This window comes from Paenibacillus sp. CH40 (assembly GCF_024213605.1).
GTDB classification, from domain to species: Bacteria; Bacillota; Bacilli; order Paenibacillales; family Paenibacillaceae; genus Paenibacillus; species Paenibacillus polymyxa_B.
The window spans coordinates 49,988-64,748 of the sequence record NZ_JANAVQ010000004.1 but is presented as its reverse complement, the minus strand read 5'-3'; the positions used below and the strand labels follow the sequence as shown (position 1 = coordinate 64,748).

General features: G+C 45.9%; 14 protein-coding genes. 10 read left to right on the top strand and 4 right to left on the bottom strand.

The window, feature by feature from the left end; genetic code table 11:
* Nucleotides 1-87 precede the first annotated feature (87 nt).
* The 3 genes from NLX73_RS13485 (at nucleotide 88) to mqnC (ending at nucleotide 4,010) form a co-directional block, all read left to right on the top strand.
* Nucleotides 88-1,272, top strand: coding sequence for a PLP-dependent transferase (locus NLX73_RS13485; RefSeq protein WP_250267878.1), 1,185 nt, complete (start codon nucleotides 88-90; stop codon nucleotides 1,270-1,272).
* Entirely contained in the window at nucleotides 1,269-2,447 is a 1,179-nt protein-coding gene (locus NLX73_RS13480) for an aminotransferase class I/II-fold pyridoxal phosphate-dependent enzyme (protein WP_254326426.1), read from the top strand. Before NLX73_RS13485 ends, NLX73_RS13480 begins: the two co-directional genes overlap by 4 nt.
* A 429-nt stretch (nucleotides 2,448-2,876) precedes the next feature.
* Complete coding sequence (gene mqnC, locus NLX73_RS13475; RefSeq protein ID WP_061829148.1) at nucleotides 2,877-4,010, top strand: cyclic dehypoxanthinyl futalosine synthase; 1,134 nt, start codon at nucleotides 2,877-2,879, stop codon at nucleotides 4,008-4,010.
* Nucleotides 4,011-4,106: 96 nt separating this feature from the next.
* On the opposite strand, the gene NLX73_RS13470 is transcribed toward mqnC, so the two are convergent.
* The 4 genes from NLX73_RS13470 to NLX73_RS13455 form a co-directional block, all read right to left on the bottom strand.
* On the bottom strand, nucleotides 4,107-4,970 hold the full coding sequence (locus NLX73_RS13470) for a YitT family protein (protein WP_254326425.1): 864 nt from the start codon (nucleotides 4,968-4,970) through the stop codon (nucleotides 4,107-4,109).
* A gap of 84 nt (nucleotides 4,971-5,054) precedes the next feature.
* Nucleotides 5,055-6,281: a cation:proton antiporter gene (locus tag NLX73_RS13465; protein ID WP_023987794.1), complete on the bottom strand. Its 1,227-nt coding sequence runs from the start codon at nucleotides 6,279-6,281 to the stop codon at nucleotides 5,055-5,057.
* Nucleotides 6,282-6,285: 4 nt separating this feature from the next.
* On the bottom strand, nucleotides 6,286-6,780 hold the full coding sequence (locus tag NLX73_RS13460) for a cation:proton antiporter regulatory subunit (RefSeq protein WP_013309426.1): 495 nt from the start codon (nucleotides 6,778-6,780) through the stop codon (nucleotides 6,286-6,288).
* A 206-nt stretch (nucleotides 6,781-6,986) separates the two neighbouring features.
* Nucleotides 6,987-7,382 carry a hypothetical protein gene (locus NLX73_RS13455; protein ID WP_069291487.1) on the bottom strand — a complete coding sequence of 132 codons (396 nt, stop codon included), beginning with the start codon at nucleotides 7,380-7,382 and terminating at the stop codon, nucleotides 6,987-6,989.
* 241 nt (nucleotides 7,383-7,623) lie between these two features.
* On the opposite strand from NLX73_RS13455, the gene NLX73_RS13450 reads away from it, so the two are divergent.
* The 7 genes from NLX73_RS13450 (at nucleotide 7,624) to NLX73_RS13420 (ending at nucleotide 14,704) form a co-directional block, all read left to right on the top strand.
* Complete coding sequence (locus NLX73_RS13450; RefSeq protein ID WP_254326424.1) at nucleotides 7,624-8,505, top strand: putative sporulation protein YtxC; 882 nt, start codon at nucleotides 7,624-7,626, stop codon at nucleotides 8,503-8,505.
* A gap of 61 nt (nucleotides 8,506-8,566) precedes the next feature.
* Nucleotides 8,567-9,142 (top strand): 3D domain-containing protein, encoded by a 576-nt coding sequence (locus tag NLX73_RS13445; protein WP_254326423.1) that lies wholly within the window; start codon nucleotides 8,567-8,569, stop codon nucleotides 9,140-9,142.
* 84 nt (nucleotides 9,143-9,226) lie between these two features.
* Nucleotides 9,227-9,535 carry a hypothetical protein gene (locus NLX73_RS13440; RefSeq protein ID WP_069291489.1) on the top strand — a complete coding sequence of 103 codons (309 nt, stop codon included), beginning with the start codon at nucleotides 9,227-9,229 and terminating at the stop codon, nucleotides 9,533-9,535.
* 195 nt (nucleotides 9,536-9,730) lie between these two features.
* A complete protein-coding gene (locus NLX73_RS13435) occupies nucleotides 9,731-11,317 on the top strand; it encodes a S1C family serine protease (protein WP_103048234.1) in 1,587 nt (528 codons plus the stop codon).
* A gap of 149 nt (nucleotides 11,318-11,466) precedes the next feature.
* Entirely contained in the window at nucleotides 11,467-12,156 is a 690-nt protein-coding gene (locus NLX73_RS13430; RefSeq protein ID WP_013309432.1) for a response regulator transcription factor, read from the top strand.
* 1 nt (nucleotide 12,157) lies between these two features.
* The gene (locus NLX73_RS13425; RefSeq protein ID WP_254326422.1) at nucleotides 12,158-13,636 is read left to right on the top strand and encodes a sensor histidine kinase; all 1,479 of its coding nucleotides are present in this window, start codon (nucleotides 12,158-12,160) and stop codon (nucleotides 13,634-13,636) included.
* A 111-nt stretch (nucleotides 13,637-13,747) separates the two neighbouring features.
* Nucleotides 13,748-14,704 carry a 4-hydroxy-3-methylbut-2-enyl diphosphate reductase gene (locus tag NLX73_RS13420; protein ID WP_013309434.1) on the top strand — a complete coding sequence of 319 codons (957 nt, stop codon included), beginning with the start codon at nucleotides 13,748-13,750 and terminating at the stop codon, nucleotides 14,702-14,704.
* The last annotated feature ends 57 nt before the right edge of the window (nucleotides 14,705-14,761 follow it).

Sequence of the window (14,761 nt, the reverse complement as noted above, 5' to 3'; positions counted from 1 at the left end):
TTGCAGTAGCGCAGCAGTATAGTCTTTGACATCCATTTTTGCAGATTGGTTATAGCACCCACTATGGAAGTTAACAGGAGGATTCATATGAGTGAGAAACAGTGGAAAATCGAAAGTAGATTGGCACAAATCGGTTCAGTAGAGGAGCCAGTAACCGGGGCTGTTAATTACCCGATTTACCAATCTACGGCGTTCCGCCATCCCCGTCTGGGTCAAAGCACAGGATTTGATTATATTCGGACGATCAATCCCACGCGAAAGGTACTGGAAGAGGCTTCTGCTGCACTTGAATCTGGTGATGCAGGCTTTGCATGCAGCTCAGGTATGGCGGCGCTGCAAACGGTATTTGCATTGTTTGGACAGGGAGATCATCTCATAGTATCGCTGGATCTGTATGGCGGGACATATCGTTTGCTGGAGCGTATTTTATCTAAATTTGGTGTAACAGCCAGTTATGTGGATACGAACGATCTTGAAGCACTCGAACAGTCATGTCGACCGAATACCAAAGCTGTATTCATAGAAACACCTACAAATCCGTTAATGATGATTACTGATATTCGAGCGGTGGCTGAATGGGCATCACAACATCAGTTGCTTACCATTGTAGATAATACGCTGCTAACACCATACTTCCAGCGGCCATTGGAACTCGGCGCGGATATTGTGGTACATAGCGCAACCAAGTATTTGGGCGGACACAACGATGTGCTGGCAGGGTTAATCGTAACCAAAGGCAAAGAGCTATCAGCTGAAATTTCCTTTCTGCACAATTCCATAGGGGCCGTGCTTTCCCCGAGTGACTGCTATCAGTTGATGAAGGGGATGAAGACGTTAGCGCTGCGTATGGACCGACATGAGCATAATGCAACAGTGCTGTCTAACTATTTACTGACGCATCCGGCGGTGGCAGAAGTATTCTATCCAGCTATCGAAGGCCACCCAGGTCGTGAGATTCAAAATAAACAATCCAGCGGAAATACAGGTATCTTCTCCTTTAAAGTAAAGGATGCTCGTTATGTGGAACCTTTGCTTCGTCACATTAAGCTCATTGCGTTTGCGGAAAGTCTCGGCGGTGTTGAGTCGCTAATGACCTATCCCGCGGTGCAGACACATGCGGACATACCAGCAGAAATTCGAGATGCAGTTGGGGTAGATGACAGGCTGTTGCGTTTCTCCGTAGGCATTGAGCATACAGACGACCTCATTGAAGATTTGCGTTCGGCGTTGGAAGCGGCACGTCAAGAAGTAGAAGGAGGAGAGCTGCAATGATAGAGGATGCGAGGAGGATCGGGCAGGATTTGAACAAAGAGCGGAAGTTCGCTACTAAGCTGCTGCATTTTGGTTCTGAAATTGACAGCGTTACGGGGGCCTCGAGCGTCCCGATCTATCAAGCTTCTACCTTTCACCATCATGATATTTTTAATCCTCCCCAGCATGACTATAGCCGTTCAGGTAATCCGACACGACAAGCTTTGGAGGATTATATCGCTTTATTAGAAGGCGGGGCGTGCGGCTTTGCCTTTGCGTCAGGTATGGCGGCCATCTCCACTACATTTATGCTCTTATCCGCTGGAGATCATGTCATTGTTTCCGAGGATGTATATGGGGGAACATATCGACTGTTGACCTCCATTTTGAAACGGATGAATATCGAAACGACCTTCGTCGACATGACGGACTTCAACCTTGTGAAAGAGGCGTTGCAGGAGAATACAAGGGCTGTATATATGGAAACCCCGTCCAATCCGACACTCAAAATTACCGATGTAGCAGGAATAACCTCTTGGGCACAGGACAACGGACTTTTAACTTTATTGGATAATACTTTTATGACACCTTATTATCAACGTCCGATTGAGCAGGGAGTCGATATTGTATTGCACAGTGCGACCAAGTTTCTGGGCGGACACAGCGATGTGCTGGCAGGACTTGCGGTAGCGCGTACCGAATCGCTTGGGAGACAAATCAAGCAGCTCCAAAATGGACTGGGTACCGTACTGGCTCCGCAGGAGTCATGGTTGCTCATGCGCGGTATGAAGACACTGGAGGCTCGTATGGCTCACAGCGAAAAGAGTGCAGCCAAGCTCGCTAACTGGCTGAACGAGCGCAACGACATTGAGGCAGTATACTACCCGGGTCTGGAAAATCATCCAGGGCGTGAAGTTCATGAACGTCAATCCAGCGGTTATGGTGCAGTGATATCGTTTGATGTGGGTTCTGGTGAGCGTGCAAAAGAAGTCCTCAGTCGCGTACGTATTCCAATTGTAGCGGTGAGTCTGGGAGCTGTGGAAAGCATCTTGTCGTATCCGGCGATGATGTCACATGCGGCTATGCCCCATAGTGTACGATTGGAGCGCGGGATTACGGATGGACTACTTCGTTTCTCCGTAGGTTTGGAGGACATTGACGACCTGATCAGTGATCTGGATGAGGCGCTGCGCTAGAGCGCTAGAGCGTTAGCACATCCGCAGCATCTTTGTCGTTTTCACGCCGGGAGCAAATATGCACAGTACTAAACAGCAAGTTTCCAGTATTTCAGGAGGCTTGCTGTTTTCTATAAGAATGACATGAAGGACAGTGTGAAAAAAGGTACTTTCAGTCTTGTTTTGTTATTTCTTGGCTATACGCAATGTTGAGATAAGCTTGTTTTCCTAGGTGGAAAGCAGAAAGAAGCGGGAATAAGTATGGTTCCTTACCTAAAGATATGTTAGTATTATCATTAGGTTTTACTATGCTAAATAGCACAGACAACATACAAGGCCAGTCATGAACATACATTACGGCAGGGTTCGAACGCAGGTTTGTGAAAGCATTCTCGTTCATAAGTCCTGTCGTTCATTTCGTCGCCCTGTGACAGCGAAGGAGGATACACCATGAGTGTAATCGACCATATTTTAGATAAAGCCCTACGCGGCGAACGCCTGAATTTAGAGGATACCGTTGCTTTGTTCGAATCAGACGAGGTAGAAAAAATAGGTCACGCGGCGAATAAAGTCATGAATCGCATGCACCCCGATCCCATTAAAACCTTCGTCATCGGACGAAATATTAACTATACGAACGTATGTGACGTATACTGTCGCTTCTGCGCTTTTTACCGTAGACCGGGTTCCGATGAAGGTTATGTTTTGCCGGATGAGGTGATCTTTCAGAAGATCAAGGAAACGCAGGAGGTAGGTGGCACCGAAATTCTAATGCAAGGCGGTGTGAATCCAAATCTGCCATTCAGTTATTATACGGATTTGCTGAAAGCTATTAAGGAGCGTTTTCCCGATATTACGATGCACTCCTTCTCGCCAGCTGAAATTCACAAAATGAAGGAAAAATCCGGTCTATCCATGGAAGACACGATTCGAGCCATTCATGAAGCTGGATTGGATTCGCTTCCGGGCGGAGGCGGAGAAATTTTGGATGACCGCACACGCCGCAAAATTAGCCGTCTCAAAGGCTCTTGGCGTGATTGGATGGATGTCATGCAAACGGCTCACAAGGTTGGGATGAACACAACTGCTACGATGGTTATCGGCTTCGGCGAGTTGATGGAGGAGCGTGCGCTGCATTTGTTGCGTGTTCGTGATGCTCAGGACGAATGCATTGAAAACAAATATAATTCTGAAGGATTTTTGGCCTTTATTCCTTGGACCTTCCAGCCAGACAACACCAATCTGAAGAAGGAACGCCAGACGCCAGAGGAATATCTGAAGACCGTTGCGATCAGTCGTCTTGTATTGGATAACATCAAGCATATTCAATCCTCATGGGTAACTATGGGACCTGAAATCGGTAAAAAATCGTTATACTACGGTTGCGATGATTTTGGCAGCACCATGATTGAGGAAAACGTAGTATCCGCTGCGGGCGCAACGTATAAGGTTAACATCGAATCCATTTTACAGTTGATCCGCGAGACGGGTCACATTCCGGCACAGCGCAATACCCGTTATGATATTATTCGTACTTTTGACAGTGCCAGCAGTATTGAACATGATTTTATCATGCAAAATTAATATCCGTTAATATATTGTTAATTACAAAACGCTTATCCATCACTAATCTATGTATAAGGATTAGTGTAGATAAGCGTTTTTTGATGTGTTACTTTGCTATGTTTTCCATCGTTTCATATACATGATCTCAGCCTGCGGGTCAGCCATTTGGATGACTGCCTTAAAACGCTGCAAATCCAACAGTTGAACGTTGTAAACGATGACCATTTGTTCTTTTTTATCCTCAGATTCGCTTTTAATCTTACCCTCTATCTGTGCAGAGCCTCCAACAGGTGTGCTGTGTATACGCAGCCTGCGATATATGGCATCCTTGACGGTTTGCTGTTTCTTGCTGACAACACAAACCATACGTGTCAGACCGGTAAACACCAGCCGGGTCGTTTCATAGGCGGCGAGGCAGGATAAGGCTGAATAGAGAGCTGGCTCCCAGCCTAGCACAAAGCCGGCGGTAATGAGCAGCAGACCATTACACAGCATAACAATCTGTATTAATGGAATCTTACGGTGTGTTAGCAACAATGTGGATGGACGGCCATCGTCAGATTCGTTAAGTCCTAGTGAATCGAGCAGACCACCATGACGAGCTGCCAGCCCTGCGCCAAGACCGATACAGATTCCGCCGCCCAAAGCGCATACGACCGGATGGCCACTCACTGCCGGAAAAGGCGAAAGAATAATGGCTGAGCCCGAAAAGGCGAACAAGCCGGGTAGTGCTCGAAGCAGCATGGGTTTGTGAGTAGACAGAGAATACAGCAACATGAGTGGCAAGTTCAAAACGAATAGCAGTAACCCAAAATGCTCCTGTGTATAAAGCGACATGAGTCTGGAGATCCCCGTGACGCCTCCAGCGATCATATCATGCGGATGTAAAAACAATTCCAGACCGACGGATGCTGTAATTCCACCAATCACCGTATAAAAGACAGGGAACCTGCTCGCATCTCCTGAAGCGGGCTTCACAAGCCGCCTCATAGAGTTTCGGCATGTTTTACAGCGTGCGGCATAGCCTTCCCTCCTATGGATTGTCGTATCCAGCTTTTGCAGTTATGCCGAGTTACTTTCTTCCTTTCGTAGGCGGGGGTCCTTGAACTTAAATATTTTGTTTAACATATTAAAGATAGGTTTTGACTGCTTTGTCAGAAGTGGTCCAAGAATCGCCAGTATGAGTACATAGATAGCTGCAAAGGGTTGAACAATATCAAGCAAACCGCCTTCCTTGCCCAAGTTGGCCATGATAATCGAAAATTCACCCCGTGCCACAATGGTCAGACCGATATTTGCTGACGCTTTGGGAGATAAGGAGGCCGTACGCCCAGCCAGCATTCCTGCCCAAATGTTACCAAACAACGTGAGGACGACTGCTGCCAGCGCAAGCCATATCGCGTTTCCTCCCAGGGACAGTGGATCGATGGACAGTCCAAAGCTGAAGAAAAACAGGGCACCGAAGAAATCGCGGAAAGGAACAATTAAATGCTCGATTCGTTTGGCATGTTCCGTTTCGGCCAGTACCAGACCGACCAACAGGGCGCCGATAGCTTCCGCCACATGAATCGTTTCCGAAAAACCAGCCACCAGAAACAGAGAGCCAAAAACAACAAGTCCGAATACCTCATTGGAGCGAATACGGAGAATACGATTTAACAGAGGGACGGCCTTACGGCCGATAATAATGACTGCAAGCATAAAGCCAAGCGCGATTAGGGCTGATAGCAGCACACCCCCGAGCGAGGATGAATCACTAAGAACCAATCCGGAGAGGATGGAGATGTATACGGCGAGGAAAACATCCTCGAACATAATAATGCCCAAAATCATTTCTGTTTCTGCATTGGCAGTCCGCTTGAGATCTACCAGCACCTTCGCAGCAATAGCACTGGATGATATTGTTGTAATTCCGGCGATAACCAGTGTCTCTGCTACAGGAAAGCCGCTCAGGAAGCCAAGAGCCAGCCCCAGTGTAAAATTGATGCCAATATAAATGGTGCCGCCCACGGCAATGGAACGACCTGATTTAATTAACCGACCTACTGAGAACTCGAGACCCAAGTAGAAGAGAAGAAACAGCACTCCGATTCTTCCCATAAAATCAATAAATGGGGCGCTTTCGATAAAGCGAAAATCAAAATGCCATAGCTCCATCGCATGCGGCCCAACTGCCATTCCGATCAGGATATAAAAAGGGATGACCGAGAAGCGCAGTTTGGAGGAAATAAGTCCGGCTGCAGCGATGAGAGCAATTGCCAATCCAACCTCAAATACAAGATGATCCATCCAATCACCCGCTTCCGTTCATAAGGATTTGTTTAAAGCGTTTTTGCTGATCGCGTTCCCCAACAACGACTACAGTGGCATCATCGTTAATAATCACTTCAGGACCAGGATTTACATATTTCATTCCCTTTTTCTCCACAATGGCAATAACAGTGGCTCCCGAATTTTGCCTTACATCCAGCTCACCGATGGATTTGCCGACACTTGCATAGTGGGATTCCACTCTATACCATTCGATAATAAAATCATCAAACGTCATTTCTACACTTTCAAGCTGTTTGGGCTTATATGTCATACCCCCGATGATGGAGGCTACCAATCGCGCTTCCTGATCATTCAGGGTTGTCATAGAAATACTTTGTTCCAGATCCTCGTAATCAAAGTGATACAACTCACGCCTGCCATCATCATGAATAATAATGACAATTCGGTCGCCACTCTCTGCATCTATTCGATACTTAATCCCGATTCCTGGCAAAATAGACTCTCGAATATCCATTTGTAAAGCCTCCTGTACGATATGTTATTTAAATGAATGGTATGGGAAATAAATCACATACTCTGGGAGTGACATGGAAACTTTCTTTTTGTATTAAATTTTATGAATTAACGTAAAAAACCTGATACATACACTTACGTATTACAATTATTGTAAAATATTAACAAATAGACTTGCAAATGTGGTGATCTGCATGCAAAGGGAGGTTAAGCCACATAACTAGAGGTGAATTTGATGGGGAACAAGTATAATTGCTTCTTTAGTTTGCAAATGACAGGAATAAAAGGCAGACGTAGTTTAGGGATGCTCAATAACAGCACAAGCGCTATCAAAATGACAAAGGGAAGTGATTTGGCCGCAGCGATCACCAGATGAAGTAAAGGGGAGGATTTGCGTATAGCTGGTTTGGAATGGTGTTCCAGACCGTGAGAATCTGTTTCTAACGAGGAAACGTCAGCATGAGGCACAACAGAAGATCCCGCAGTAAACTGAAGGGATTGAGTGGTGTCTTCCGCATGAAACGTCACAGGAAGGGACAAAATCTGAACGAGGCTCAATATGACGATCATGAATGTACGCAGCATGTTCAGCATCGTTAACATCTTATCTCCTCCCTCTTGTGAAAAATTCATATTACTATAACCTTAACATACCCCACCCTAAATATTCAAACGTCTTTCGTTATTTTCCTATATCACAGTAATTGTTTATAACACGCCAAACCAGCTTTTTGAAACTTGATCATCCTCTTTTGGATATGTCTTTCTGTTTCCAGTCGTTCACTTCGTATAACCCTTTAGAGGCCGCCATATACTGAAAGCAGTGATCGAAAGGAGTGAGCCAATGGAACTGTTTACAGTGTGGACCAATACAGACGGAGATCAGGAAACCGACCGGTTTTATGAAGTGGTCAAAAGTAGAACAAAGGGACTACATATGTCACGGCGCGGATTTCGATTCACTTTCAGACAGCTGGACAACAAAGTGGCATGGACCTGCAAGGGCACAGAAAGCAATTCGGCGTTTGAAAGCTTTCTCCCCTGTGTATACAGCATCATGTCTTCGGCAATAGCGGATTATATTATCGAAGTCAAGGAGTGGGGACTGCTCAATCTCATTCTCACCAAAGCCTGTTCGCTGCTGGAGAAAGAGGATACAGAGCAAATTCGCAGTATGATTCGTTCGCTGTTAAGCGATGATGGCCCGAGAGGCCGTTTGAAGCGTCATGGTAAGCTAAGCACTCTCCTGGAGAAGGATTTCAAAGAGCTTCGTGTGATCAATTTGGAAGGACTGATTCAATTTAGGCTCCATGCGTATAAAAAAGAGCTTGAAGAAATCGTCGACTATGCCATGGAGGAATTCTGGGCAGATCGGCAATACGAAGAATTTATGGGGCTGCTTAAATATTTTGTTTTTTTTCAGGAAAGCAAAGTTCCGCTCGTACACGTACTTCACCAAGGCGGACATAATTTTACGATTCTGGATAGTGCCATGGTGCCCATACCGACTCCTGATGCAGATGACATCATTGTCGAGATGCCAGGCATTGAACTAGAAATGGAGGTCGAAGATCGAATCGTAAGCACCCTTATTTCGATTTCTCCTGCTTCCATTATATTGCACACAGACGATGAGCACACCCCCATAGTGCGGACACTCCTGCATATTTTTGAAGATAAAGTGAAGCTGAGCAGACTTTATCCAGGTCAGGATGTTCAAAAATAATAATCTTTTCGTATAAACCAATGGATTTCTGGAAAGCCTTTGCCTCAAGGGGAGGTTTTTTATGAGATCCATGTTGGTATGGAAACGGATTTTGGGAACCGTGTTAATTGCAACCTGTCTGATATTGCCCGGCAATGAAGTTTACGGTCACAAAGAACCGGTCCAGCATAAAAAATGGCAGTCCGCACCTGTTTTGGCTCCACGCGAAGAGCAGGTTATTACGACCATGACGGTCACGGCAACAGGATATACAGCAGGCTATGAATCGACTGGCAAACGGCCAAGTCATCCCGGTTACGGTATTACGTATTCCGGTGTAAAAGTGCGTCGTGACAAGAACACACTGTCTACGATTGCGGCTGATCCCAAAACGTTTCCTTTGGGAAGCATATTGTACATTCCAGGTTATGGATACGGGATTGTAGCAGATACAGGTTCTGCGATTAAGGGCAATAAAATTGACTTGTATTTTAAAACAACCCGGCAGGTGTATTCTGAATGGGGCAAGAAAGATGTGGATGTCCAAATTATAAAAAAAGGGAACGGAAAATGTACGGAAAAGATGGTAAAATCGCTCCAAAAAGCGATAGAAACGCATAAAACCATTCCGACTGCGACACTGGATGCTTCCATATAATCCTTGAATATTGTTTTTTCCAACATCACATACTATGTTGCGGGATGAGCTTATCCCGCAAAACATACTGGGAGGTTGAGAATTATGCCAAATCAAGGCGGAAGTTCTTTCACGAACAAAGGCTTCAAGGCAAGCACAGGAAATCAGTTCAAAGCGGAATTTGCACAAGACAATACGGTAGGTGTCGTTTCACAAAAGGTAAAGCAGTCTGAACAAAATAAAATTCAAGACAACTTCCAGACACCAAATGAGAAGTATGATGAAGAATTTGCAACAGATCAAGGCGGTACAGGTGCAGTAGCGCAAAAAGTTCAAAACTCCAGTCGCAACAAAATTCAAAATAATGCTCAAACACCGAACGAAAAGTTCGACGAAAACTTTAACACGAAATAAAAAAGCATATACAATCGATAATGCTCCGGATTATATCCGGGGCATTTCGTTTTAAGTGAAAGTGATTAGGTACAATAGGTCTAAGGTTTTATCTCCTTTTTAATTTTTTTTAAGGTGGAATTAAGGTTTAAAGTGCAAAATAAAGTCAGTTAAACAACACCACCTTGAAGCATAGGGTTTGGGAGGAGATATACAATGGACGAATTTAAAAATAATAACTCCGGACGCCGGAACGACAACGATCAGGTTGATACCGATAACGCAACTCGGCAAAACGATTCGAACGGTTCCTCATATTATTATTCTTACGGCCCTTTTTCTTCAGTTCAATCGGACGGACAACGTAAGGAAGGGCAGTCGGTGGAAAAGGATGTTGAGATTACGCCACCGCAGGCAGTGAGACCTCTTCCTCCCTCTTACCATCGGGCTATGCCTGAGCAACAGGATGGTTCGGGTCGGAATGGCGGCAACTGGCAATTCAAACCGAATAAGCCCAAGTCGCAGGTGAAAACAATATTCTTATCTTTTTTGGCCGGGATGCTGGTCATTACGGTATTGATGTATACAGCTGACCGAACAAATATGTTCACACCCGAGACGGCGTTGACTTCGGCGGCAGCTGAAAGCGGAGAAACGACTAATTCAGGAACAACCAGCTCGACTCCAAGCGCAGTTCCGGCTGTGATGCCTTCAGGTACCGCTGATGTTCAATCTGTTGTGGCCAAGGCTGGGCCGGCAGTCGTCAAAATCGAAACGCTTGCCAAACAAACCAGTGGCAGCAGTGGCAGACAAAGCAGCCCTTATTACAATGACCCGCTGTATCAATACTTTTTCGGTAATCAGTATGGTGACAGTGGCAGCAGCGGTAACAGTAATGAAAATGAAGGTAGCAACAGCGGGCAGCTGACTCCGCTTGGTATTGGTTCCGGTTTTATTTTTGATAAATCAGGTTACGTCCTAACCAACAACCATGTTGTTGAAGGTGCGAGTGTGGTTCAGGTTACAGTGGAGGGAACTAATAAGCCTTACGAAGCCAAAGTCTTGGGCAAAAATGCTGATCTTGATTTGGCGGTACTTAAAATTGAAGGCAAAAACAACTTTCCGACAGTAACTTTGGGTGACTCCGATAACGCTAAAGTCGGCGAATGGATGGTCGCAATCGGCAACCCTGAAGGCTTTGAACATTCGGTAACAGCCGGGGTGCTAAGTGCGAAAGAACGTACGATCACCATTAATAGTGAATCGACTGGAAAACCGACGCAATACAAGCATCTCATTCAGACGGATGCGTCCATTAACCCTGGTAACTCTGGTGGACCGCTATTAAATCTGCAAGGGCAGGTTATCGGTATGAACGTAGCTGTTAGTGCAGACGCACAGGGAATCGGGTTTGCGATTCCGTCCAATACGATTTTGGAAGTCGTCGATAAGCTGAAAAATAACCAGCCTATTCCGAAAGAACCTGTACCTTTCATTGGTGCAAGTCTGTTAAATTTGAGTCCTGAAGTAGCCAAAGAACTGGGTACATCTCTGACCGAAGGCTCGGTTGTACGGGATATTATATACAAATCACCAGCTTATCAGGCCGATCTGCGTCCTTACGATGTGATTATCGGAGCGAATGGCACGCCTTATAGCACATCACAAGAGCTGATCCAGTTCATTCAAAAACAAAAAGTGGGTACAGCGCTGACACTTAACATCGAACGAGCTGGGCAGAAAAAAGATGTTCAGCTGAAAATTGGCAACAAAAATGACTTTAGCTCGACGCTTCAACAATAAGATGAAAACTCTACAAAAATGAACAAGTGCACGTAAGAAACGGAAGGAAGATCCCTTCCGTTTCTTGCTGTATGAAGCAGCCAGATGCTACACGCGTCTACTCCTGCTACAATAGAAGGAAAAGAAGAGATAAAGGAGTTCGATCGTGTATGCGTTCTACTATTCTAATCATTGATGACGATGAAAAAATTGTTTCCATGCTGCGCAGAGGGCTGGCATTTGAAGGCTATGAAGTGCTGACAGCCGCCAATGGAGCAGAAGGATTAAATAAAATGTTGACAGCTGAGCCTGATGTGGTCGTGCTGGATGTAATGATGCCGCAGGTCGATGGTTTTGAGGTATGCCGTCGTATGCGGGAGGGTGGAAGTACGGTACCTGTCCTGATGCTTACAGCCAAGGATGAGGTTGAGAATCGGGTTAAGGGCTTGGATCTAGGGGCCGATGATTATCTCGTTAAGCCGTTCGCTCTAGAGGAGCTGCTGGCACGAGTGCGAGCGCTTTTGCGGCGTAAAACCGAACAACAGGACAATAACGGAAATCGGCTTACCTTCGAGGATTTACAACTGGACAACGAATCCCGTGAAGTGGTTCGTGGCGGCAAACGTTTGGAACTGACGGCCAAAGAATTTGAACTGCTCCATTTGTTCATGCAAAACCCGAAGCGTGTTCTGTCGCGTGATCTGATTATGGACAAAATTTGGGGCTATGACTATAGCGGAGAATCGAATGTGCTGGAAGTATACATTGCCATGCTACGACAAAAAACGGAGCAGGATGGCGGTAAACGACTCATTCGTACAATTCGGGGAGCTGGCTATATTTTAAGAGGTGATGTGTAATATGTCTATTCGGTGGCGGCTGACAGCCTGGTATTCGAGCATCTTGGCTATAGTACTAGTCATTTTTGGTCTGGTTACTTACGGACTAGTATATTACTACACGTATAATGAAGTGAAAAGTCAGCTTATGACTCAGGCGCCACAGATTAACAAGCAATTACGCCTTATTATAAAAGGGGGATTGTTTGAAGTCCCCAACCTGGATTTGGGATTAGAGCAGGGACGTGGAATAGATGACTCACAGCTATATGTACAAATTTACAATTATACGTCCGGTGTTACCAAAACGACCCAAAATATGAAAGACCTCAATATCACCTTCCCTGTTCCATCTACAGCGGCAGGAGCAGTTCAAAATGAGGGGATTCGGCGTGTGAACGTCAATGGGGATTCCTTTATGATTTATCAACAGCCGATTAAATCCGAGGAGTTGGGGTTGGTGGTCGGGCTGCTACAGGTAGGACAATTCACGGGCTCTCAGGATCGACTCATGAACAGGTTACAAAATGTGCTTGTATACGGTTCGTTGTTTGCATTACTCGCTGCTGCGACCTCAGGTCTCTTTCTGGCTCGCAAGTCTATGAAGCCGCTGGTCAAGGTCATTGAGGGGGCAAATCAGATTCAATCCAGTAATGATTTGAGTGTTCGGATTGAATATGACGGACCACCAGATGAAATTGGTCAATTAATCGGGACAGTTAACAACATGCTGGGGCGCACAGAGGTGTTTTACAAGGAGCTGGAAGATGCGTACGGTGCACAGCGCCGTTTTGTGGCTGATGCTTCCCATGAGCTTCGTACGCCGCTAACGACGATCCGTGGCAACGTTGATTTTTTGCTCAAAATGTGGACTACCGAACCAGGAGAGCGACCGAATATGGATGAAGAGATGATTCGCGAGCTTTCTATGGAGGCATTAAATGACATGGCGGATGAAGGCAAACGGATGAGCCGTTTGGTGAGTGATATGTTGTCACTCGCGAGAGCGGACACAGGGAAAACGTTCGATAAGACTCCCGTTGCGCTGGAACCACTTGTAAGTGAGGTTGCCCGTCGTGCTCAGTTTTTAGAGCGAACGGCCGAATGGAATGTGGGAGATTTTTCGTTGCTGAATGGTATTTATATGGATGGCAGCAAGGATTATTTGCAGCAAATGCTATTCATTTTCATTGATAATGCATTCAAATATACACCTGAAGGCACAGTCCGATTTGATGCCATTGTTTATCAAGGACAGGTGGGCCTACGGATCAGTGATACGGGCATTGGAATGGACAAGAGTGAGGTTCCCTTTATTTTTGACCGCTTTTACCGGGCAGATGAGTCACGCGGGGTGACAGAGGGAATTGGGTTGGGGCTATCTATTGCCAAGTGGATTATTGATGAACATCACGGGTCTGTGGAAGTGGTTACGCGCCAAGGAGAAGGAACGACATTTGTCATCTGGCTTCCAGTCAGCTTTTCCGCGCCTTTGGAATAGGCTATAATAGGAAGGCAACTACATCATAGAATTGGCCGGTAAAGGCTAGGATGCCCACAGCTACCGAGTTATCGGAGCTGTATACTGTGTCGAAGAAAGCGGGGGCTCATTTTGGAAGTACTCAGAATTTCGCCCCGGGGTTACTGCTACGGCGTAGTCGATGCCATGGTATTGGCTCGTCAGGCAGCCAGAAATCTGGACTTACCCCGGCCTATTTATATATTGGGCATGATTGTGCATAACAGTCATGTCACCAATTCCTTTGAAGACGAAGGGATTATTACACTGGACGGCCCGAACCGTATGGAGATTTTAAGCCAGGTAGAGAGCGGCACTGTTATCTTCACTGCTCATGGCGTATCACCAGAGGTTCGCAAGCTGGCACGAGACAAGGGGCTGACTACGGTAGACGCGACTTGCCCTGACGTCACAAAGACGCATGATCTGATTCGGGAGAAGTCTGCCGAAGGCTATCAGATTGTTTATATTGGTAAAAAGAATCATCCAGAGCCAGAGGGAGCTATTGGTATTGCTCCTGACCATGTTCATCTGATTGAAAAGGAAGAAGAGATCGACAGTCTTACGTTGCCAGCTGGCAAAATTCTTATCACGAATCAGACGACCATGAGTCAATGGGACATCAAGCACATTATGAAGAAGCTGCTGGAGAAGTTCCCGGGTGCTGAGATACACAATGAAATCTGTTTGGCGACGCAGGTACGTCAGGAAGCGGTAGCTGAGCAGGCTGGACAGGCGGATCTGGTGATCGTTGTCGGGGATCCGCGCAGTAACAATTCAAACCGATTGGCTCAGGTTTCGGAGGAGATTGCTGGTACAACAGCTTATCGTATTTCTGATGTAACCGAGCTGAAGAGAGAGTGGCTTGAAGGTGTAGCCAAAGTGGCTGTGACTTCTGGGGCTTCAACCCCGACACTGATTACCAAAGAGGTTATTACGTATTTGGAGCAGTATGATGCGGCTAACCCGGACACGTGGGAGATTCAGCGAACCATAGATATGAAAAAACTGCTGCCTCCTGTACGAGAGAAGTCAAAAACAACGAAATAGTATGTGATTGATTACAGCCGTTATTCGGATACAACCATCCGGATAGCGGCTTTTTAA